The following is a 22,393-nucleotide window of genomic DNA, read 5'->3' as shown; positions in this document are numbered from 1 at the left end:
GCGCCCGATGAAGTTTGTAGATGAAGCGATAATTCGAGTTGAAGCCGGCGACGGTGGCAACGGTATTATCAGTTTTTTACGTGAAAAGTTTATATCAAAGGGTGGCCCCAACGGCGGCGACGGCGGCGATGGCGGCGATGTGTATCTGGTGGCAGATGAAAACCTGAACACTTTGGTTGATTACCAGTTTGAAAAATTCCATCGCGCAGAGCGTGGTGAAAATGGTGGTAGTGTTAATTGTACCGGCAAACGTGGTGTTGATCTTGAGCTGCGGGTACCGGTAGGTACCCGCACGGTAGATGTGGATACCGATGAGATAATGGGTGACTTAACCCGGCATGGTCAGCGTTTACGTGTAGCCAAAGGTGGCTGGCATGGTTTAGGTAATGCGCGCTTCGCCACCAGTACTAACCGGGCTCCGCGGAAAAAAACCAATGGTACACCAGGTGAAATTCGTAATTTACGGCTGGAGTTGTTGTTACTGGCTGATGTAGGTTTGCTGGGTTTACCCAACGCAGGGAAATCGACGTTAATCCGTGCGGTGTCAGCAGCCAAACCCAAGGTAGCTGATTATCCTTTTACGACCTTAGTTCCTAACCTTGGCGTAGTGCGGGTTGAATCTCACCGTTCTTTTGTTATTGCCGATATTCCCGGGTTAATTGAAGGCGCAGCAGAAGGTGCAGGTTTAGGTATTCAGTTTTTAAAACATTTAGAGCGTTGCCGTTTATTGTTGCATGTTGTTGATGTGCTACCGGCGGATGGTTCAGATCCTGCTGAAAATGCGGTAACCATCGTGCATGAATTGGCTAAATACAGCAAAAAGCTGGCGGGTAAACCACGCTGGTTAGTATTCAATAAGCTTGACCTGGTTATGGAAGACGAGCTTGATGAGATCATTGCCAGTGTTACTACTGCGCTGAGCTGGGAAGGGCCGGTATTTAAAATTGCTGCAGCTGCCCGTACTAATACTGAACGTCTGGCGGCCGATATTCTGAATTATATCGAGCTGCTGCCGGTCGATAAACCTGCTGAGTTGCTGGCTGATCCGGTTAGCTTTAAGTGGGATGATAGCCCGACAGATGTTCAGCCAGTTATTGATGAAGACGACGACGATGATGATTTTGATGATGACGACTATGATGTCGAGGTTATTTATCAGCGTTAAGGTAAGCTCATGATCATCTCTATGGTGGCAGCGATGGCTGCCAATCGTGTAATAGGCAAAGATAATCAGATGCCCTGGCATTTGCCGGCAGATTTAAAGCATTTTAAGGCAGTGACACTGGGTAAACCGGTTGTGATGGGGCGTAAAACCTTTGAATCTATCGGCCGCGTTCTGCCCGGGCGGCGTAATATTGTAGTTAGTCGTCAAACAGTAACAGATCATCGTGGCGCAGAATGGGTTAACAGCTTAGCGCAAGCTTTTGAGCTGTTGCAGGACCAACCTGAGGTAATGGTCATTGGTGGTGCGGAGATATACCGCCAGTGTTTGCCCTTAGCTCAGCGCTTATATTTGACTGAAATAACTCTGGAAACAGAGGGGGATGCATGCTTCCCTGATTACCACGCTGCTGGCAGCTGGACTTTAGCCGAGCAACATTTTCTGCCTGCTGACGATAGCAACCCGTACGACTGCCGTTTTATCACCTTAATACGCAATTAGGCTTCTGCTGGCTCTATTTGCACCTGCAGCTACATATTGTTAAGATGCTTCAGGTTGTATTCAGCAAGGAGTAGTAAATGAGATTGTTACCAATGTTGTTTTGCGGTGTTGCTTTGAGTGTCGCCGCACTGGTATCGCCGGGTGCGGTAGCAGATGATCAGTTAGCTGCTTCTATGTGTGATTATGTGGCAGCTGATGATAAGAACCGTCTGAGGAAAGTTCTTAGTGATTATCGTCTACGCTTACGCAATATTTACGATGGTGTTGTATGTAACGGTGAAAGTCTGGTCCGGCACGCTTTTAAAAGCAATGCTGCTGATGTTGGCGAATTTATTGTCAAGCAGTTACCCGGTTCTGCTGTTGGTGCATCAGGTGATATTGCCTGGGCTGAAGCAAATGGGTTCTCGGCTTCACCACTGCTTGCTGTGCTGAAAAGCCGCGCCGGAGAGGGTGACTAAATTTAGTCTGCAAATAAAAAAATCCGCCAGTTGGCGGATTTTTTTATTGCTAGCAGTTAAATCAGACTTTGAATTGCTCTACAGAAACACGTAACTCTTCTGCCAATCTTGCCACTTCATGACTGGATTCAGAGGTTTGTTCAGCACCTGATGCTGTTTCTTCCGCAATAGAAACAATAGACTCCAATAGCTTACTGATCTCATGCGACACCTGATTTTGCTCTTTAGCTGCATCAGAGATTTGTGTACTCATATCATGTGCCAGATGCACAGCATGGGTGATAGAGTCCAGCGCCTTGGTAGCAACTTCGGTTTTCGCCACACAGTTTTCAGCTTGTTTTTTACCTTTGTTCATTGCTTCTACCGCAGCCTGCGCGCCGCTTTGCAGCACCTGGATCATCGCCTGAATTTCCTGGGTAGATGCCTGAGTTTTACTGGCCAGCGACCGAACTTCGTCTGCTACTACCGCAAAGCCGCGGCCTTGCTCACCTGCACGGGCTGCTTCAATAGCTGCATTTAATGCTAGCAGGTTAGTTTGCTCAGCAATGCCACGTATTACATCCAAAATGCTACCGATAGAGGCGCTGTCTTTGTGTAATTTGTTGATAACAACGGATGCCTGCTCAACTTCGTGTGACAACTGCAGAATAATAGTTTTATTTTCCAGAGAGATACCTTTAACGCGTTCAGCTTCATTGTCGGCGTTCTTAATTTCAGCTACCGCATCGTTAGAGCTCTGTAATACACCTTGTGCTGTGCTGCTCATCTCCGTTGTGGCGGTTGCAGCTTGGGTAACCTGGGATTTCTGCTCACGGATCGCTTGGGTGGTTTGTACAGTGATCGCTGACGTTTGCTCAGAAGCTGCTGCTAACTGAGTAGAGCGCGAGATAATGCCCTGAATTAGCTGCTGCAGGTTAGCAATAACCTTGTTGCAGTTACGGGCCAGTTCACCGAACTCGTCTTTGGCACTGTCATCCAGTTTTTGTGTCATATCACCGGAAGCCACCACACCAAGGATCTGATTTACCTTAGCCAGTGGAATAGAAATACTGCGCACCGTCACTGTTGCAATAACAACTGAAACAATAATTGAGATCAATACTACGGTAAAAATCAGTGTAATAGCATTAGATACACCTGAAGCTGAGTCTTGCTGGATAGTTTCTGCCGCTGTGCTGGCCTGGTTTAACAAGCCAGCAAGGCTGGCCATAGCACTGGCAGTTTGTTGTTCGGCTGAGGCAAGCAACGCTGTTGCTTCTGCAGTACTTTGTAGACGGCGGGTTTTTAGTTCTACAATGCTGCCACTACCAGCGAGCAGTTTGTTAATTTCAGCAAACTTTTCTGCCAAATCATCAATCAGGTTTACCTGGCCTGCTGTTTCTGTCTTAATTGTTTCGAACTGATCATTAAGCTCTTTCAGCCGAAACGCAATTTCGTTACTGATAGTATTGGCAGTGGTGTCTGATGTAGTACGGTTTAAATCAACCACATTGCTAATCAGGGTGTTTATACCCGTTTCAATGGAGGTTGCAGCTTGATAGGAACGTGGAAAACGGCGTTGAACATCGCGCACGTCGGTGAAATCCAGAATCAATGACGCCATATCATCCGCATGAGTTTCCAAGTCAGACAGGTTACTGTCAATATTGTCACGCAAGGTTAAATTATTTTCCAGCTGCTGAAATAACTGCGTGGTTACCGGCGTGAAATTACTATAGGCTTCGTTTACTGTTTCAGCCGCTCTTCTCAGCGTAGCCTCATTTTGTACTGCAGCACTCAAATTTTTTGCCGCTTGCCCATAACGCTGTTGTTCTTCAGAGAACAATTTACGTAAAGAAGATACTTCTTCCAGTGATGTAGAGTAAAACGCTTGCAGACTTTGTTTGCTCATTACCACGAAACCGCTTTGCATTAGCGCGCTTTGTTCCAGAGCAGGTATAGAAACTTCGTTTACTTCTGCAGTTGATGCGCTGATATTGTTCAAACTTACATAAGATGTTGTACCTATGATTAATAGGAGTAGCGAAATGATGCCAAACCCACCAATCACCCGTAATGCTACGGTTAACTTCATAATAACTCCCATTTTTTGTTTTTTTATGCAACGTAGTTCAAATTGCAAAACTTAACAATTCCGGACAACACCGTTAAATATACAGGTTCCGTGGAATGCCTGCCACACTATAACGTTGTTGCGTATCAATACAATATGCAGTCAATGCATTACCCCAGACACAACCGGTGTCAAGTGCATGAATATTTGCTACCGGACTATAACCATTTAATGCTGCCCAGTGGCCAAAGAACAGTTCAGGGTGGGTTTTTGTGCGCCAGAATTCATACCAGGGTACCAGTTGCGTCTGGTTCTTGGGGTGTCCTTTCTCTTTCAGTTCAAGCGAGCCATCTTGACGACAAAAGCGCATCCGGGTGCAGCTGTTAATAGTGAAGCGCCAACGCTGTTCGTCTGATATTGCCTCGCTGTAACGTTCGGGTTTGTTGCCGTACATACTGCTTAATAGTGCTAGCGGGTCGTTTTGCAGTATCTGTTGCACTGCTGTTGTGGCGATAATAGCATCGTCCAGTTGCCATTCCGGTGCCAGGCCGGCATGAACCATCATAAAACGCCGATCATCACTAAAGTGCAGCAACGGTTGCTGGCATAACCACTGCACCAGTTCATCCCGCTGCGGGCTGTCCAGTAATGACTGCAACTTATCCTGCGGTTTAACCGTGCTCAGGCCATAATGGCAGGCAATAAAATGCAGATCGTGGTTGCCGAGTACTGTAACGGCTTTGACGCCTAACCCTTTAACAAAAGTAAGGCATTCTAATGACTGCGGGCCTCTGGCAATCAGATCTCCACAAAACCAGAGCTGATCCTGCAGTGGGTTGTAACTGACATGTTCAAGCAAGCGCTGTAACGCATCATAGCAGCCTTGCAAATCGCCAATGACATAAGTGGCCATTAGTTAAGAATGTTTGGCATAGCCAGACGAAACAGTGGGATAGTGGCGTGAAAGCGCTCCTGCTGCGTTGTTATCATTTCATAGTGCCCCTGCATGGTGCCAACCGGAGTTTCCAGCACTGCACCGCTGGTATAACGATAACTGCCGCCCGGCGCCAGATGGGGCTGCTCACCAATAACACCTTCACCTTCTACTTCGGTTTGTTTGCCATTGGCGTCTGTAATTAGCCAGTAACGCCTTAGGAGTTGTATTGGTTCACTACTGTGATTGCGGATGGTAATGGTATAGGCGAACACATAACGTTCTGCTACCGGATCTGATTGTGCAGCGATATAGTAGGTTTCAACTTCTACCGGTACGTTAAAATGTGATGTCATACTGCGGTTTCCTGCTGTTGCAACCATTGGGCTACACTTACAAAATCGGCCACTGCAAGTTGTTCCGGGCGCAGGCCTGGATTCAGCCCTAACTGTTCTAATTGTTCTGCGCTGGCAAAATTACTAAAGCAATTACGAATTGTCTTGCGCCGCTGGTTAAATGCTTCCAGACAAACCCGGTTTAGCACCTCTGCGGGCACGGCTGCGCGTTCAGCTACTGCCCGGGGCAGCAAACGTACCACGGCAGAATCTACTTTAGGTGCCGGTTTAAATGCGCCTGGCCCTACTTCAACTACTGGCATAGCTTCACAGTAGTACTGAGTCATTACACTTAAACGACCAAATGCTTTGCTGCCATGCACGGCTGTCATACGCTGAACCACTTCTTTTTGCAGCATAAAGTGCATGTTTTCGATAAGGTCTGCGTATTGAAACAGATGAAATAGCAACGGCGTGGAGATGTTGTAAGGTAAATTACCGAAAATTTTCAGTTTTTTTCCTTCTTGCGCCAATGAAGTAAAATCAAATTTCATTGCATCAGCCTGATGTACGGTTAACTTACTGGCCAGCGTTGGGTGCTGAACCAGACGCTCAGCTAAGTCTCTGTCCAGTTCGATAACAGTCAGATGGCCAGCTGCTTCGGCGACGGGCTCTGTCAGTGCGCCCAAGCCAGGGCCAATCTCAACCAGCAGATCGTTGGGTTTAGGCGCGATGGCTTTAACAATGCGGCCAATTACCTGAGGGTCGTGCAGGAAGTTCTGGCCAAAACGCTTACGGGCGCGGTGGCCTAAATGTACATTATCAGTCATGTAGAGTCGTCGTTTTATTGGCCAGTGTAATAGCCTGATTAACTGCGTGAAATAAACTGCCGGCATCGGCTTTGCCGGTACCGGCTAAATCCAGTGCGGTACCGTGATCAACCGAAGTTCGGATTAACGGTAAGCCAAGACTGATATTAACAGAACGGCCAAAGCCCATATGTTTGAGTACCGGTAAGCCCTGGTCATGGTACATCGCCAGCACCGCATCGGCATGATCAAGATATTTACTCTGAAACAGTGTATCAGCCGGTAACGGCCCAATCAGCTGCATGCCTTCTGCCCGCAGTTCATTGAGGGTGGGGATAATAATGTCCAGTTCTTCTCTACCAAGGTGGCCATCCTCTCCGGCGTGGGGGTTAAGGCCACAGACGTAGATCCTGGGTTCAGCAATAGCAAATTTTTGCTGTAAATCCTGATGCAGTATTGTCAGAACTTTCAGTAAACGTTCTCTGGTAATGGCTTTTGCCACATAGGCTAACGGAATATGCGTGGTGGCCAGTGCAACGCGCAGGCCTTCGGTTGCCAGCATCATGACCACATAAGGGGTGTTAGATTGCAAAGCAAAGAACTCAGTATGGCCGCTAAAAGGAATGCCAGCCTGATTAATAATGCCTTTGTGCACCGGGCCGGTAACAATAGCAGCAAACTCACTACTTATGCATTTTTCGCCGGCGAAGGTTAACGTATTAACCACATAACGGCCATTAACAACGTTAAGCGTGCCGGGAATAACCGGCTCTGACAGCGCAAAGTCCACGACTGTTAGTGTGCCAGCCTGTTGTGGCCTGGGAGCCGCTGAAGCGTCGTAAGGTATGATACTCAGCGCCAGCCCGAGTTGGGCGGCGCGTTCGCTTAACAATGCTGCATTGGCACACACAACCAGCTCTACCGGCCACGCCTGCTGGGCAAGGGTGATAACTAAATCTGGCCCTATACCGGCCGGCTCACCCGGTGTAATGCCAATTCGCAGTGTCATCAGCCCTCTGACCTTACTTCAATATGTGCATCTGAACGAAGTTCGCGCAAAAAGTTAGCCGACTCTTCGTTGTAGCGGCGGTTGAAAATCATCCGGTATACCTGCTGGCGCTTTTTATCGGCGGTGGCGTCTACAGTACGTTTCTCAAGTACCTGGGCAATATGCCAGCCGTGTTCGGTTCTGAAGGGTTCGCTTATTTCATTAACCTGCAAACGGTTTAACGTATCGCGAAATGCCGGTACAAACACATCCGGTTCGCTCCAGCCCAGATCGCCACCATTGAGTTTTGAACCTGGATCTTCAGAGTGCTGTTTGGCTAATTCGGCAAAGTCTGCTTCGCCGGTGCGCAGCTTAGCAGCAAACTCGGTTAGCATAGTGCGGGCACGATCTTCGCTCAGAATAATTGATGGTTTAATTAAGATGTGCCGTGATTTAACTTCGCTAATTTCTGCAACATTTTCGCCGCGTATGTCAAAAATAGTCAGGATATGAAAGCCTGCACCCGAGCGTAACGGGCCAACAACATCGGTTTTTTTGCGGCCACGAATAGCTTCTGAGAACAAGGTGGGCATTTCATTAATATTCATCCAGCCTAAATCGCCACCTTCAAGGGCATTGGCTCCTGATGATGAAGCAATGGCTATACGTTTGAAATCACTGCCAGTGCGCAGCAACTCCATGACTTTGTCTGCCCGCTCTTTAGCGTCGTTAATGTCGTCTGAGGTAGCCTGGCTTGGAATTGCAATCAGGATATGCCCCAAATTGTATTGCTCATTGCTGGCGCCTTGTTCTTCCATCAGTTTAAGCAGGCTATCTACTTCCTGCGGGCTGATGTAAACCCGGCGCTGTACGTTGGCTCTGACTACTTCGCCGGTAATCATTTCTTCACGCAAACGCTCACGAAAACGCTCGTAGTTACCTTCTTCTGCAATCACCTGTTGGCGAAAAGCATCAAGCGACAGGTTTTCGCCTTGTGCGATGTTTCGAATGGTGTCGTCAAGTTGGGCATCACTTATCTGTAAACCCATACGCTGAGCCATCTGCAATTGCAGGTTGGTCATAATTAAACGTTCTGATGCCTGGGTACGCAGCGCTGCATCAGATGGCAGGGTTTGCCCCTGGCTGGCGGCATTACGCTTTACCCGCTCAACGATATCTGTAATGTCGCTTTCAAGCACCACGCTGTTATCAACAATAACGGCTACCCGGTCTATTTCACGCTCAGCAGCCATGCTGCTGCAGCTGAAACCGCATAATAAGGCGGTACAGATAAGTTGTGATAACTTCATAAATTCCTACATCAATTAGTTAATAAGTATGGCTTGCGGTAACTGAAAATACCGTTAGACAGCATGTCGGTTACACCGAAGCCAGCACTGTCACCAAAGCCTTTAAGGACGAATTGTAATCCAATGCTGCTATCCAGCCTGCTGGTGCCATTAATAGCATCAACCGGTAGTTCAAGATCAGTCAGTACCTGACGTCGGGCAACTAAACGCACAGCCCAGCAGCATGATTCGTATTGCACACCAAAACTGGCGTCTATCATACGATTATTTGTCACATCCCGATAGTAAGTACCTACCAGTTGCCAGTTGTCACTTACTGGCATAGTTCCCAGCACGCCCATTTGTTGGATTTCCTGACCTGAGACTGCCCGACTGTACCTATGGTTCAACTGGAACAGGCTTTTACCACTGCCACGGTAATCCAGCGAGGCATTGCTTTTAATTAACTGATCGCTGTCGATATCGTACTGCACGGCTGTGCTGAAATACCATTTACTGAACCAGTGCCAAATCATCTCGGCAGCCAGCATAGATTCTGTTGATGTCAGATCGTCAACGGTTTCTGTTTTGTCAGGTTGTGGTTTGGGATCTGACAGAAAGAAAATCTGGCCCAGGCTAAAACGAAATAACTCGTTATCGATATTATCGTAAAAACGGGTAGTCCAGCCTACTGTAAGCTGGTTTGCTTCGTTAATCCGATCCAGGCCAGAATAGCGGTTTTCCCGGAATAAGCCGTAGTAGTCATCCTGCAGACGGGTAGTGTCATACAAACCGATATTACTCTGATCGCGGTAGGGGATATACAGATACTGGATCTGTGGTTCAAACGTATGCAGGGCCGGTTCGCCAAACCATTCGTATTCGCGCTCAAAATTTACGCGGGAATGCAAACGTACCTTAGGTATGGTACGGGTGACGCTACTGCTGATGTAATCGATATTGTTATCATCAAAGTCTTGCTGGTAATAGGTATACATCAGACTGGCTTGAGCCGTAAGCTCCAGTGCTGGTGTGATAAACGGAATTTCAATACCAGGCTCGATATGCAGGCGATCGGCATTGCTGATTTGCGCTGTACTGTTTTCAAAATGAGCGTATTGCGCCTGCCAGTTAAAATTAACATTGGGTAACAGGCTGTAAGGCTTGGCTGAACTCAGGCTGAGTTCGGGCAAGGTACTGTAAGCATTACTATAATTACCCAGCACCTCAAAGCCCTGCACTTTAAGGTGCGAATGCACCTGAGTACCGTAATAACTTAACGCGGCCTGGCGCAGCAACTGGGTATCGCTTTGGTTGCTGTAGTCTGAGCCCAGTTCGGTTAAATAGGCATCGTCGCTGACGTCGGTAAAGTCAATGTAGCCTCTGATCTCTGATGTAAAATCGCTTAAATGGCTAAGGTGTCCCAGATAACGGCTGCCAAAGTCGGATGGCTTGTCATTGTCAGAGTGTAAATATTCCAGCTGTAAATTACCGCGGTGTTGCTCGGTCAGATAACGAAACTCTGATTTGAGCTGAGTGCCGCGTTTACTCATATAACGCGGTGTCAGCGTCATATCATAGTTTTCAGCCAGATTAATATAATACGGCTGCTCAAGATCCAAACCTAAGCGCTGCGAGTTACCGATTTTGGGTAGTAAAAGGCCGCTACGTCTGTTCTCGTTGACCGGGAAGGTCAGATAAGGCAGATAAAATACCGGAATATCTTTAATTTTAAACACGGCATTGCGGGCTTCGCCCCAGCCTTCGCTTTCTTCAATGCGGATCTCGCTGGCATGCAATGCCCAGCTATTATCGTCAACCGGGCAGGTAGTAAATAATGCGCTGTCTAATGTCAGCACCTGCTCTGTTGCAGTAAGCTCAGCAGCATAGCCGCGGCCAGCCTGTTCTAAAAACCGGTAGTTGGCATCATTAAGGCTGGCTTTATCATTAATAAGATCGGCGCTAAATTCTGAGCCGCTTACCTGAATGGAACTGTTAAAGTACTCGATTCCCCCTGCAGCTAACACCGTTTGTTGGCTGCTACTAAAATTCGCTTTGGGAGCAATTAACAAGGTATCACGATAACTTATTTCAACATTGCCGATAAACTCAGCAGTTTGATTGCCAGATAGATTGACAGTTTCAGAACTGATGCGGATTGCCGGGTCCTTCGCATTTAGCTGGTTAAATGCTACCGGGGGCTGGACTGGCAAATAACACATAGCCGCTTGCGAAGTCTGAGCATGGCTGTCAAAGCAGGCAGCACCAACCGGAACGAAAAAAAACAGCGCTAAACCATGCTTCATGCAGCTACTCTTGCCTTACGTAAAGGTTAACATTATCAGGTGTACAAAGGACTTGCTATGATAAATCAATTTTAGAAATCCTGCTAATCCGATATAGTGCAATCAGTCGATAATCTCGTTGTGACAAAAGGGTTTGATTGTGTGGGGTAAAATTCTCGGGGCCTTGTTTGGTTTGGCATTACTGAAACTGCCTGGCCTGTTGATTGGTGTGATTATTGGCCATTGGTTTGATCGTGCTTTTAAACAGCAATTTGAGAAAAATGGCGGCTTTAGCGGGCTGTTTAACGACAATCTCGACGAACAGGCATTATTTCGCTATACCACTTTTGCGACTATGGGGCACGTTGCTAAAGCCACCGGAGTTGTGACGTCTGCTCATATCAGCCAGGCCACGCAGTTTATGAATCAGCTTGGTTTAACGCCAGCACAACAAAAAGAAGCTCAGGCTGCATTTCGTGACGGTAAGGCGGTGAGTTTTCCATTGCAACCGCAGCTAAACAGTTTTTATCAGGCGTACCGGCGTCGCCGGGATGTATTACAACTTTTTGTCGAAATTCAGATTAACACAGCCTGTGTCAACGGCCAGATGACCGCAGAGCAATATGCTTTACTGCAACAGGTTGCCGGACATTTAAACTTTAGCAGTGTGCAGCTGGATGCATTAATTATGGCATTTCAGGCGCAGAGCCGTTTTGCCGGACGTAATCAACCTGCCAACAGCACAAGGCACAGCCTGGCAGATGCCTATAAAGTGCTTGATGTAGTTGAGTCAGCCAGTGATGCTGTATTAAAGAAAGCCTACCGTAAGCTCATGGCACAGCACCATCCGGATAAGCTAATGGCACAGGGGGTGCCAGCAGATATGCTGGAAGTAGCAAAACGCAGAACACAGGATATTCAGGCGGCTTATGAATTGATCAAGCAACAACGAAACCGCAATAAACTATAAGCCGACTGATGTAAGCCAACCATATATTTCCTGCAATACCCACTCTTGCTCATCGTTGTGATAGCCTGAACCGACAATTTGGCGTTGGCGGTAAATGGCTTTGAGCTGCTTTTTCGCCAGTTGCTGGCGCAGTTTTAACTGGCTGCTAACATAGTCGTTGTCGTATTGATGATTAATATCCAGAGTCGGGATCTGGTGAGAGGCCATAGCTTTGGCCAACTGTCGGTTCAGTTCCTGATCAGGCAAGTAGGCACCCAGCATAATAAATGCGGCAGGTTCTTGCAGTTGTTTGTCGGCATATAAACGATTGAGTACCGCAGCGCTGCTGCCTTGTGCTATCACTATACTAACACCAGGCTGTTGCTCGGCTGTACGTTGCACCGCTTCCATTCTGTCTTTCAGGCTCAGCTGATACTGTTGCAGGCTGTCTTCAGTCAGTGGGTGCTCAGGGTAAGAAGGGGGCATAACTGCCAACGTGTGCCAGCCGTAGTCCGTTAGTTGCTGGCGCAAATGGTCAATATGTTTTGGGCTTGCAGCATGCTGTGACCAGTCAGGAATTAATATTGCAGTACCTTTGGTAAAGCTGGTCATACTCTCACGTTGCAGCAATAAAAAAGTGCTGCCATTTACTGTTTGCTCTATCTGCTCATAAGCGGGTAACTGTCGGTTTAAATCTGCTGTTAGGGCCTGTTCGGGCGTTATTGTACTGGCATAACCGCTAGCTGCCATGCCAAACATTGCAATCCGTAGTCCAAAAAGTAGGTAAGGCATAGCCTGATCTTATTTGCGGCGAATAATCCGTTATCGGCTGTTCGCGATAACTCTTTAACAGCTTCACTCTTGTTAGTAGGTTGGTTCCTGCGCGAGGGTGTGAGTTTGAGCCTGTACATATTTGGCGAAGGTATAAAGAATTTGCGATTTATAGTCGAACTTTATATAAGTTGCATGCTGTTCCAGCACCTGCACAGCCGCTGCTGAAGGCAGAATAAAACAGAATTTTGTCGCTTTAAACTCTACCAGCGCCCGGGCCATTTCCTGCAGTTGTTCATTCTCTGCCAGCCGGGCAGTCTCTGTCTCTGAATTACAGACGTGCGAGTTTTCCATCAGGTTAACAATAACAGGAGCTTGTTCCGCGAATGTGGCAAAACAGCTGAAGATACTGACACAACACCACACACGAAGTGGCCGATAATACTTTGACATAACAGACTCCAGACCTTAAAAAGCGGTACTTCACTCCCTGTTGCAGCTTTTAGGCAATAAAGACAGACTGGCTGTCATATCACTGTGGCATTACCAGCGCACGGCGACATGCTAGCACAGCTTTTTTACAAGGTGCAGCCTGTTTTTTACTAAGTGGGCGACAAAATAAAAAAGCCGCTGATTTACAGCGGCTTTTTTCTGAAAAAATTTAAATTAACGCAGTACTGGCTCTTTAATCGTTGCCGTTACTTTAGCTTCAATGCGCTGGTTAGCGGCATGTGCAGCAGGTGTATTACCTTCAACGCGTGGTCTGGTTTCACCGTAGCCTACTGAAGTAATACGTGAAGGCGCAATGTTAAATTTACTTTTCAGCATATCAGCTACAGATTTAGCACGACGCTCAGATAAACGCATGTTGTAATCGTCCTGACCGATGCTGGAAGCGTGGCCTTCAATCATCACTGTTGATTCTGGGAAACGTTGCATAAATGCACCCAGGCCTTCTACATCAGAGATCTGGTTTGCTGGAATAGCGGCAGAATCGAATGCGAAGCGAACTTCGATGTCAACGTCGCCAACAGCAGCCATTTTCTCTTCGAAAATGCTACAACCAGTTGCATCTACTTTATGGTTAGCAGGAGTGTTTGCACACTTGTCTGCAGTATCTGGCACGCCGTCACCATCAGAATCTACTGGTGCAGCCTGAACTGGTGCAACTGGTGCAGGAGCCGGAGTTGGTGCCGCTTTTGCTGCCGCAGAACCAAATGCGTAAGTCATACCCAGTTTGATACCCGCATCGCCGTATGTTTCGTCAATGCCCTGATAACGGTTAGCTTCAGCATATAAAGCGAAGTTTTGATTGAAGAAATGTTTGTAGCCTAAACCCACATTAAATGCAGTGGTATTTTGAGCTGCATCAAAACGCTTTAAACCACCTACCAGATAAACAGAAGACCACTGTGGCAAATGATACATTACATCTAAACCATAACGGTTACCGTTAACATCTGAACCGTCCAGCTTTGATTGCATTTCCATGCGGGCATATTCTGCACGGATGGCCCACTGTTCAGTCAGGTAATAACCTAACTCAACACCGTAGCCCCAATCTTTCTCCATGTAATTCCAATCTGGAGATTCAGTTTTGTCAGTATCCGGCATGTAATACTCGCCGAATAAAGAACCAAATACGCGCTCTTTCAGATCAGCTGTCGTTACAGTATCTGCATTAACTGCAAAGCTGAACAATGGTAAAGCTGCTGCTACAGCCAGAAAAGTTTTATTAAGTTTCATCCATATCTCCTTAGACTACACTGACACTTTTAACAATTAAGTTATTATGCGTTGGTTTTTGATTTTTTGTAGATAGAAATTAATTTCTATTAACTAACAATCTTATTTGTATTTGCATATGATATACCACTTATATGAACCGTGGGTTAATAAATACAGTAATATCTTATTAAAAAGGACTTTTAGTAATAAAGTGTAACCTTCGCCCCGTTACAGGGTGGGTTAGTATCAATTTTTCGGCATGTAATTGCAGCCTGCCTTCTGCATCACCATAAAATTTATCGCCAAGAATAGGGTGTTGCAGCCATTGCAGGTGCACCCGTAACTGATGCGAACGACCGGTCACCGGGGTTAATTTTAGCCGGCTGCAATGCTCTTCACGCTGTAATACCTGATAATGTGTCAATGATGCCTTACCATGTTCAAAGCAGACTTTTTGCTTTGGCCTGTTTGGCCAGTCACAGATTAACGGCAGGTTTATACTGCCGCTGTCAGCTTCAACCTGCCCACTAACGCGCGCAATATAATGTTTTTCAGTTTCACGTTGTTGAAACTGGCGGTTAAGTTCGCGCTGGCTGTCGGCTGTCAGCGCCATAACAACAATACCTGATGTTGCCATATCCAGTCGGTGTACTATCCGCACCCCGGGCCAGACTAATCGTGCGCGGTATTCCAGGCTGTCTTTGTGCTCTGCTGCTTTGCCTGGCACTGTCAGCAAGCCGCTGGGCTTATTAAACACCACCAGCGCCTCATCCTGATACAAAATATCCAGATAAGGCGACATCGGTGGCTTGTACTCCAGCAACATAATTAATCGTGGCTGACAACAATAAGGCGGATGGCATCAAGCTTCAGCCGTGCTTTACTGATGTAATGTGTTAGTTGCTGTTGTTGCTGAGCCAAAGCATCAATTTCGTCTTGTCTTACAGACGGGTTGTATTTACGCAAGGCAGTGAGGCGCTGCTGTTGTTCGTTCAGTGCTTGCTCTGCAGTGTGTTGTGCAGCCTGCATAATATCTGCTAATTGTTGTTCTGCCATCGTTGAGGCATTGGCAATTAACGGATGAATTAAGCTTTGCAGCGCACCCGCCAGCTTGCTGCCGGTCTGGCGACCAACAGGTTTCAGTTGTTTATTTAATTGCTCGAAGCTGACTTTAGCCGACAGATTGTTGGCGCTTTTATCCAGCAATAAACGCAGCGGTGTTGCCGGTAAATAGCGGTTAAGTTGTAAAGCAGCTGGGGCACTGGCTTCAACAATAAAAATAAACTCCAGCAAATAACTGCCAACCGGCAGGGCTTTATTAGCCAGGAGCGCCACTGAGCTGCTGCCATGCATTTCGGTGGTTAAAATATCCAGCGTACCGCGCACCATCGGGTGATCCCAGCTTAGCAACTGGATATCTTCTTCGGCCAGTGCGGTAGCGCGATCAAAGGTAATGGTAATGCCGTCATCATTCAGCATCGGATAGCTGGCGCAGTGCATGTGCTCTGACTGAGTAAGAATAATACTGGTGTCGCTGCGATCTTCCTGGTTAATACCCAACATGTCCCAGGCTTTAAACATTAGCATCGGCAGGGCAGTGTCGTTGTCCTGCGCTGCCAGCGCTGTTACCAGTGTCTTGGCAGCAGCGCCGCCGCCGGAGTTTATTTCCAGCAGTTGATCCCGGCCTTGTTCCAGCTGTTGTTTTAGCTGTTGGTTAAACTGACTGGTTTGGGCGATAAGCTGGTGCAATGCATTGTCGTCTGCATTTTGTGTTGCCAGCAGCGGTAGTAGCTGTGGCGCAAACTGCTCAAATACCGTACGGCCGGTTTGGCATGTATGCTCCAGCGCATTTAGCCCCTGCTGATACCAATCGAGTAGTACCTGCTGGGCATGGCCGCTAAAATACGGCAGGTGGATCTGAATATCTTCCCGCTGGCCGATACGGTCCAGACGGCCAATGCGCTGCTCAAGTAAATCCGGATTTAGCGGCAGGTCAAACAACACCAGATGATGGGCAAACTGGAAGTTACGCCCTTCGCTGCCTATTTCTGAGCACAGCAGCAACTGGGCGCTGTATTCTTCCTGGGCAAAGTAGGCGGCAGCTTTATCACGCTCCAGTATGCTCATACCTTCATGAAATACTGCCGCACGGATACCTTCGCGTACCCGCACGGCCTCTTCGAGGGCAATGGCAGTTTGCGGCCTGGCACATATCAATAAAAATTTATCGTGTTTATGTTGTTTCAGTAATTGCAGCAGTTGCTCTACCCTGGGGTCAAACTGCCACCAGTTGCTCTGTGCATCTAACTGCTGAAACACTTGCTCCGGAAACAGGTTGGCATTAATCCGATCTGCCTCTGTCAGTGTCGGGTTCAGGCTGAAATGTACTTTTAAAGCATTCTGATATTGCTCCGGCAAGCTAAGCGGGTAAAGCCGTGCCTGGCGCTTGGGGAAGCCTTTTACACCGGCGCGGCTGTTACGGAATAAAATCCGGCCGGTACCGTGACGGTCCAGCAACTGGGCCAGTAATTGTTGCCGCGCTGTGTTTTGTTGTTCTGTATCGCTGCTGGCATCGGTTAGTGAGGCCAGTTCAGCAGTAATATCGCTTTCATTAAGCACCTGCTGCAGTGCCTGAGCTTCAGCCTGGCTCAGGTTGCGCTGCGCTAACAGTGGTTTGGCGACGGCAGCAATATGCTGATAGCTTTGTTCTTCCTGCAAAAATGTGTTGTAGCTGTGAAAACGTGCCGGGTCGAGTAATTTTAGCCGGGCAAAGTGGCTTTCATGGCCCAATTGATCAGGGGTGGCGGTAAGCAGAATTAGTCCTGCTGTATTGGCTGCCAGTTCACTTACGCGCTGATATTCTTCGCTTGGTGCCTGTTCATGCCATTGCAGGTGGTGAGCTTCGTCAACTACTAATAAATCCCACTGGCTTTGTGTGGCTAACTGATGCCAGCGCGGATGATTTTTCAGAAATGCCAGGCTGCATAATACCAGTTGTTCGGTATCAAACGGATTAGGGTTATCCAGCAGTGACTGCTCGCAGCGCTCCTGATCAAAAACAGCAAAGTGCAGATTAAAGCGGCGCAGCATTTCTACCAGCCACTGATGCTGCAATGAGTCGGGCACCACTATCATCACCCGGCTGGCTAAGCCGCTGATAATTTGCTGATGAATGATAAAACCGGCTTCAATGGTTTTGCCAAGGCCAACTTCGTCGGCCAGCAGTACCCTCGGTGCGTGGCGCTGTGCCACTTCGTTGGCAATATGCAGCTGATGCGCAATTAAGCTGACGCGTGGGCCGGATAAACCCCGTAACGGGTTCTTTTGCTGCAAATGCAGCTGTTGCCACGCCTGATAGCGCAGGGTAAACCAGTCAAAGCGGTCAATCTGGCCGGCGAACAGGCGGTCTTGTGGTTGGTTAAAGCTGATAAAGTGATCAAGAAAGGTTTCACGCAGCTCTGTGTAGCTGCCGTCATCCAGCCTGCTGCCGCAATATACCAGCGTGTCGTGCAACGGTTTGATAGCACTGATCTGCAGTTTAAAACCTTCAGCGCTGGCGACTTCGTCACCGATATTAAATTGTACCCGGGTTAATGGCGCTTCGGCCTGGGCATAAAGCCGGGTTTCTCCGCTGGCGGGAAACAGCAATGTTACATTACGGCCTTCCAGCGCGACTATGGTGCCTAACCCTAAATCGGATTCTGTGTCACTAATCCAGCGTTGTCCCAGAGCAAACTTCATCTTGTACCCTATCAGCTAAAACGGGGGCGCTATGGTACTAGGAATCGTGCTTTGCTGCATCTGTATTCGCATTAAATAGCACAGAGTATTTTGTCATCTATTTGACATACCATAACGGCACAGTAAGAGTGGCTAAAGTTACAGTAATTTTTTGCATAAGCTGCGGCAAAGTTTATCAGTTGCACTATGCTTGTTTTATGACAGTGGTAAGGACCAGTGTCAGGCGAAGAGGAGCCCCGTATGGCGCGAAGAAAAAGTAAAGAAAAAAAAATCTACGTTCTAGACACCAATATCCTGCTACACGAACCTTTTGCCTTCCTTAACTTCCAAGAACACGATGTTGTAATACCGATGACGGTGCTGGAAGAACTTGATCATATCAAAGACCGCAACAAAGACGTCAGCCGTGATGCCCGTGTCGCCATTCGTGCGCTGGAAGATGTGTTAAAAGATGCGTCGCCGGATCAGATGCTGCAAGGTGTGGCTATGCCGCGTCAGGGTGAACAAAAACAGGGCGGCCACCTGTTTATTGTTAATGATCACCACATCACTGATGAAATCCCCGGTTTACCCGGCGGCGAAAATGATCACTTAATTATAAATACTGCGCTCTACCTGCAGCGGGAAAAAAGCCCGACTAAGGTAATTTTGGTTACCAAAGACATCAATATGCGGCTCAAAGCCAAAGGAGCCGGTTTAAAACTGGTAGAAGATTATCGTACTGACCAGCTGATTGATGATGTCCGTTTTTTATATAAAGGCTATTACAAATTTCCCGGTGATTTCTGGAGTCAGGTAGGTGAGTGCCGAACCGAGAACGAAGGCCGTGAAACCTATCATTATGTTAGCCGCAGTATATTACCCAATGCTTATCTTAACGAATACCTGATTGATGAAGTGGAAGGCTTTGCCGGTAAGGTGGTTGCTATAACAGACAAAGAGATCCGTATTATTGATTTTGGTTATGAGCGCTTAATGCACCGTCATGCCTGGGGTATTCACCCAAAAAACATTTATCAGGCGATGGCCATGCAGGCTTTACTCGACCCACAGATGGATTTAGTCATTCTGACTGGCCCTGCCGGTTGCGGTAAAACCTTAATTGCGCTGGCAGCTGCGCTGGAGCTGGTAATAGAAAAAGGCATGTATGATAAGGTTATTGTTACGCGCAACACTCCGGAGATTGCCGAGTCTATCGGTTTTTTACCCGGTACAGAGGAGGAAAAAATGGCGCCCTGGCTGGCTGCGATTACCGACTCTCTGGAGGTGCTGCACAAAACCGACGAGCATCCGCATGCCAGCGTAAATTACATTATGGAAAAAGCCAACATTCAGTTTAAGTCAGTTAATTTTATGCGTGGGCGTAGTATTCAGAATGCGATCGTTATTCTGGATGAATGTCAGAATTTAAGCGCAGCACAATTAAAAACCATTATTACCCGTTGCGGTGAAGGAACAAAACTGATTTGTTCCGGTAATTTATCGCAGATTGACAGTAACTATTTAACGGCAGTAACATCAGGATTAACTTATATAGTTGAACGATTCAAGAACTTTGAAGGCAGTACCACCATTAACTTAAATGGTGTGGTACGCAGCCGTCTGGCGTCTTTTGCAGAAGCTAATTTGTAAGCTGGTTATGTTGTTTATGAAAAGCCTGGTTGACTAATTATGTAGTTCAACTAGGCTTTTTTTGTTCTTATTACCCTAAGGTCCATCCGGACATGCAAAGGAGTTGCATGAAAAACCCTGTTTACACCGAATATAAACGCAGTAGCCTGCTGGGAGGATTGCTGGTGCTGGCTCTGTCGCTATTGGGCGCCACCGGGCATTATTTGCTGACGATTGACAGCAAAGTCGTGCATAGCAAAAGTCTGCTGGATAATGCAGTACAGCAGTTAGACAGTACCTTGCTGCCGTTGATGGGGTTTGCTGAGGCACTGCGGCGCAATGCACAGATTAAACTGCAATTACCTGCCATACAAAGTGATGACAGCCTGCCGGTGTTATCGGTTAACACGACTGATACTGAGCAACTACCGCTTTACGGCGAAAATGCGGCGCTTAATCTGGAGCTACAGATGTTGTTGCGGTTACAGCCTTATTTTGAGCTGGCTGGTGAAACGCAGCCGGTTGTCAAAGGGCTGTATTATATTTCGGAGCAGGGTTTTGCTTACAACGGCGCCTCAAAATGGCCGGATTACCTGGCCGAGCAATTGTTAAAATGGCGGCAGGACACCGCACAAACTTTAAGCTTTGAACGTGACTTAGTGTTCTATTCGCATTTTTCGCCACAGCAGGCAGCAATGATGGTGCCACTGAGTTATCAGGATAAAAAGCTGGGCAGCTTTTTATACATAGTGGCAACCGACTCTTTGCTGGCACCGGTGCACAGCCAGTATCCGCAGTTGGATTTTATGTTGCTGGCTCAGTCTGGCGATCTGGTAGGCGGCGCGGGCAATATAAAACGTCCGCAGCGTGCCGATGAGCATATGTTGCAGATTCAGCGTTTAAGCAGTACTCCCTGGTCACTGGCAGTGCTGGAATATAAGACCAATGTGTTTGCAGCCGGCCTGCAGACCTTTTTCTGGCACTGGCTGGGGTATTTACTGCTGCTTGGGGCGCTGTTGGTGGCGTTACAACTGCGTTATAAAAAACGCACTTTGTCTGCTGTAGGTCGCTTAATCGTGCACATTGACCGGCTGGCTGCGGGCCAGCCCCATGGAGTGCGGCATATTCCACAAGGCTGGACAGAGGTATTCGATAAGGTGTACCAGCTACATGACAGCAAAAAGCCGGATTCAGAGTAAACGATAACCAAACTGACCACTGCGGGTATACATAATATAATCCTGGCTTATCGTACCGGGGGAGAACAGTGCCGGGCCGGTAGGGTCTACCAGTAAATACTCTTTGCCCTCTATGGTGGCTTTATCGTCAGTGCCGGTAACCGGCAATTGTACTGCCAGCATGGCGTGCTGTGGTAAGTACACAATAGCCAGTTTTACATCCGGTAACAGCATACGGATCAGTGCAGCAAGTAACACCGTTTTACTGTCGCAGTCACCACGGTTATCCTGCAACACTCTTAGCGGTGGGCTAAAAGTATTGCCGGTGGAATTTCGGCGATCAGATAAATCCTGATAAGGCAGTTGCTGTAACCAACTACTAATGTATGCCACCGTATCCCGGCTGGCCGTGTTAACCAGTTTCTCATGCAAGGCTTTGGCGACGGGCAACAGGTCTTTCAGGCTGTCCTGCATCAGCCGCTGGTGGTCGGGCACAATAACAGGGCCGCTCCAGGGCAGGCTCAGCTGATAATAATAAGCTTGCTGCAGATAAAACTGGCTGCGCTCAGTAGTAAGTTGGCTTAGCTCCTGCTGCAGCTGTGGCAATAGTGTGTTATCGGCACTGGCGATCTGATAACTCAGCGCATTTCTGTCTGGCTGGCGTATCAGGCGGGCGTTTGGATATTTTGCCATATGCATTTGCAGATCCCGCCATAAATACTGCTGCATAACGCTGGTTTGGAAACGGCGAAACTGGCGGAAGTGGTTGCTTAACGTAGGTTGTGCGATGCTAAAGTTCAGTTGCTGTGCCTGCCCGGCCACACTGAAACGGTAATTAAAATGTGCCTGTCCGTCATCCTGTTGCAGTGAAAAACGTAACGTATCTGCCGCCAGTAGTGGCGGCAGCAGCATAAAAAACAACAGGATAAATTTCATTTAGCTCCGCTGACGTAATGCCCGATAACGTTGCCCAGACAACAAGCATAATACCAGCAGCAACAAGATACCAGTGGCACCGCCTGATGCTTCAACCGTTGTGCTGCTGCCGATGTAGCTGTCTCTGTTGTAATCTTCCAGTGGAATGTAATCAAGGTTTGCGTCATCAAAACCAGAAATCTCTGCCAGCAGGTAACCGGTTGCGGCGTCAAACAGACGGACAGTCAGGAAATAGTCGTCTGGTGCAAAGCGGGTCTCCAGCACGGTATCAATTGCCAGCCAGTCGTCAGGGCTTTGGCCGTACAATTCAAATATACTGCTGGTGTAATATACCCGCTCATCGCCATAGGTGGGCAGCAGGGTAAATTCAGCAAATACCTGTTGATACGACACTGAAGTATCAGCATCCAGTTCAACTTCCAGTCTATGGTAATAACCGTTGTCATTAAGATCGCCGCTGATAAACACATCAACACTGTGAAACCAGACATGGCTTTGGTAAGCCTGGGTCGTTACTTTGGTCTCTTTCATGCTTTTTAACAGCGGTTTGTGTTCACTACGCCGTTCAGTGGTAGTGCTGTCAGCACTGCTGGCTTCGATTGGTACAGCAAACCACAACAGCAGGCAACTTAGCAGGCTTAAGCTGATATTTTTCATAACGGTAT

General features: G+C 47.7%; 20 protein-coding genes. 6 read left to right on the top strand and 14 right to left on the bottom strand.

All coding sequences use genetic code 11. The features are described 5' to 3' along the window. Positions 1-7: 7 nt before the first annotated feature. The 3 genes from cgtA to MJX74_RS00725 all read left to right on the top strand — a co-directional run bounded on the left by cgtA (position 8) and on the right by MJX74_RS00725 (position 2,121). Positions 8-1,165, top strand: coding sequence for an Obg family GTPase CgtA (cgtA, locus tag MJX74_RS00735; protein WP_240220004.1), 1,158 nt, complete (start codon positions 8-10; stop codon positions 1,163-1,165). A gap of 9 nt (positions 1,166-1,174) precedes the next feature. After that, entirely contained in the window at positions 1,175-1,663 is a 489-nt protein-coding gene (gene folA / locus MJX74_RS00730; RefSeq protein ID WP_275692631.1) for a type 3 dihydrofolate reductase, read from the top strand. A gap of 77 nt (positions 1,664-1,740) precedes the next feature. Continuing rightward, complete coding sequence (locus MJX74_RS00725) at positions 1,741-2,121, top strand: DUF3718 domain-containing protein (protein ID WP_240220001.1); 381 nt, start codon at positions 1,741-1,743, stop codon at positions 2,119-2,121. Positions 2,122-2,182: 61 nt separating this feature from the next. On the opposite strand, the gene MJX74_RS00720 is transcribed toward MJX74_RS00725, so the two are convergent. The 7 genes from MJX74_RS00720 to lptD form a co-directional block, all read right to left on the bottom strand. Next, positions 2,183-4,195, bottom strand: a complete 2,013-nt coding sequence (locus tag MJX74_RS00720; protein WP_240219999.1) for a methyl-accepting chemotaxis protein — start codon at positions 4,193-4,195, stop codon at positions 2,183-2,185. A gap of 73 nt (positions 4,196-4,268) precedes the next feature. Next, positions 4,269-5,087: a symmetrical bis(5'-nucleosyl)-tetraphosphatase gene (locus MJX74_RS00715; RefSeq protein WP_240219997.1), complete on the bottom strand. Its 819-nt coding sequence runs from the start codon at positions 5,085-5,087 to the stop codon at positions 4,269-4,271. After that, positions 5,087-5,464: a Co2+/Mg2+ efflux protein ApaG gene (gene apaG, locus MJX74_RS00710; RefSeq protein ID WP_240219995.1), complete on the bottom strand. Its 378-nt coding sequence runs from the start codon at positions 5,462-5,464 to the stop codon at positions 5,087-5,089. The genes MJX74_RS00715 and apaG overlap by 1 nt, the downstream gene beginning before the upstream one ends. Then, positions 5,461-6,273 (bottom strand): 16S rRNA (adenine(1518)-N(6)/adenine(1519)-N(6))-dimethyltransferase RsmA, encoded by an 813-nt coding sequence (rsmA, locus tag MJX74_RS00705; protein WP_240219993.1) that lies wholly within the window; start codon positions 6,271-6,273, stop codon positions 5,461-5,463. The genes apaG and rsmA overlap by 4 nt, the downstream gene beginning before the upstream one ends. Beyond that, the gene (pdxA, locus tag MJX74_RS00700) at positions 6,266-7,261 is read right to left on the bottom strand and encodes a 4-hydroxythreonine-4-phosphate dehydrogenase PdxA (RefSeq protein WP_240219991.1); all 996 of its coding nucleotides are present in this window, start codon (positions 7,259-7,261) and stop codon (positions 6,266-6,268) included. The genes rsmA and pdxA overlap by 8 nt, the downstream gene beginning before the upstream one ends. Beyond that, positions 7,261-8,550 carry a peptidylprolyl isomerase SurA gene (gene surA / locus MJX74_RS00695; RefSeq protein WP_240219989.1) on the bottom strand — a complete coding sequence of 430 codons (1,290 nt, stop codon included), beginning with the start codon at positions 8,548-8,550 and terminating at the stop codon, positions 7,261-7,263. The genes pdxA and surA overlap by 1 nt, the downstream gene beginning before the upstream one ends. An 11-nt stretch (positions 8,551-8,561) precedes the next feature. Beyond that, positions 8,562-10,835, bottom strand: a complete 2,274-nt coding sequence (lptD, locus tag MJX74_RS00690; protein ID WP_240219987.1) for an LPS assembly protein LptD — start codon at positions 10,833-10,835, stop codon at positions 8,562-8,564. Positions 10,836-10,974: 139 nt separating this feature from the next. Here lptD and djlA point away from each other — a divergent pair, with 139 nt between their 5' ends. Continuing rightward, positions 10,975-11,784, top strand: a complete 810-nt coding sequence (djlA, locus tag MJX74_RS00685) for a co-chaperone DjlA (protein WP_240219985.1) — start codon at positions 10,975-10,977, stop codon at positions 11,782-11,784. Here djlA and MJX74_RS00680 read toward each other — a convergent pair. The 5 genes from MJX74_RS00680 to rapA all read right to left on the bottom strand — a co-directional run bounded on the left by MJX74_RS00680 (position 11,779) and on the right by rapA (position 18,003). Further along, complete coding sequence (locus MJX74_RS00680) at positions 11,779-12,522, bottom strand: DUF3530 family protein (protein ID WP_240219983.1); 744 nt, start codon at positions 12,520-12,522, stop codon at positions 11,779-11,781. The genes djlA and MJX74_RS00680 overlap by 6 nt on opposite strands. A 105-nt stretch (positions 12,523-12,627) precedes the next feature. Continuing rightward, the gene (locus tag MJX74_RS00675; protein ID WP_240219981.1) at positions 12,628-12,987 is read right to left on the bottom strand and encodes a hypothetical protein; all 360 of its coding nucleotides are present in this window, start codon (positions 12,985-12,987) and stop codon (positions 12,628-12,630) included. A 213-nt stretch (positions 12,988-13,200) separates the two neighbouring features. Next, a complete protein-coding gene (locus MJX74_RS00670) occupies positions 13,201-14,280 on the bottom strand; it encodes an OmpA family protein (RefSeq protein WP_240219979.1) in 1,080 nt (359 codons plus the stop codon). A 169-nt stretch (positions 14,281-14,449) separates the two neighbouring features. Continuing rightward, a complete protein-coding gene (locus tag MJX74_RS00665) occupies positions 14,450-15,088 on the bottom strand; it encodes a pseudouridine synthase (protein WP_275692629.1) in 639 nt (212 codons plus the stop codon). Between the two features lie 2 nt (positions 15,089-15,090). Then, entirely contained in the window at positions 15,091-18,003 is a 2,913-nt protein-coding gene (gene rapA, locus MJX74_RS00660) for an RNA polymerase-associated protein RapA (RefSeq protein WP_240219977.1), read from the bottom strand. 240 nt (positions 18,004-18,243) lie between these two features. On the opposite strand from rapA, the gene MJX74_RS00655 reads away from it, so the two are divergent. Together MJX74_RS00655 and MJX74_RS00650 are read left to right on the top strand one after the other, a co-directional pair. Then, a complete protein-coding gene (locus MJX74_RS00655) occupies positions 18,244-19,635 on the top strand; it encodes a PhoH family protein (protein ID WP_240219975.1) in 1,392 nt (463 codons plus the stop codon). 107 nt (positions 19,636-19,742) lie between these two features. After that, positions 19,743-20,813 (top strand): hypothetical protein, encoded by a 1,071-nt coding sequence (locus MJX74_RS00650; protein ID WP_240219973.1) that lies wholly within the window; start codon positions 19,743-19,745, stop codon positions 20,811-20,813. Here MJX74_RS00650 and MJX74_RS00645 read toward each other — a convergent pair. Both MJX74_RS00645 and MJX74_RS00640 read right to left on the bottom strand, forming a co-directional pair. Then, complete coding sequence (locus MJX74_RS00645; protein WP_240219971.1) at positions 20,805-21,728, bottom strand: hypothetical protein; 924 nt, start codon at positions 21,726-21,728, stop codon at positions 20,805-20,807. The genes MJX74_RS00650 and MJX74_RS00645 overlap by 9 nt on opposite strands. Next, positions 21,729-22,385, bottom strand: a complete 657-nt coding sequence (locus MJX74_RS00640) for a choice-of-anchor H family protein (RefSeq protein ID WP_240219969.1) — start codon at positions 22,383-22,385, stop codon at positions 21,729-21,731. Positions 22,386-22,393: the final 8 nt, after the last annotated feature.

The sequence above is a fragment of the Rheinheimera hassiensis genome, assembly GCF_022436675.1.
GTDB lineage: Bacteria > Pseudomonadota > Gammaproteobacteria > Enterobacterales > Alteromonadaceae > Alishewanella > Alishewanella hassiensis.
The sequence above is the reverse complement of the archived record's forward strand: the minus strand, read 5'-3'. Positions and strand labels throughout refer to the sequence as shown.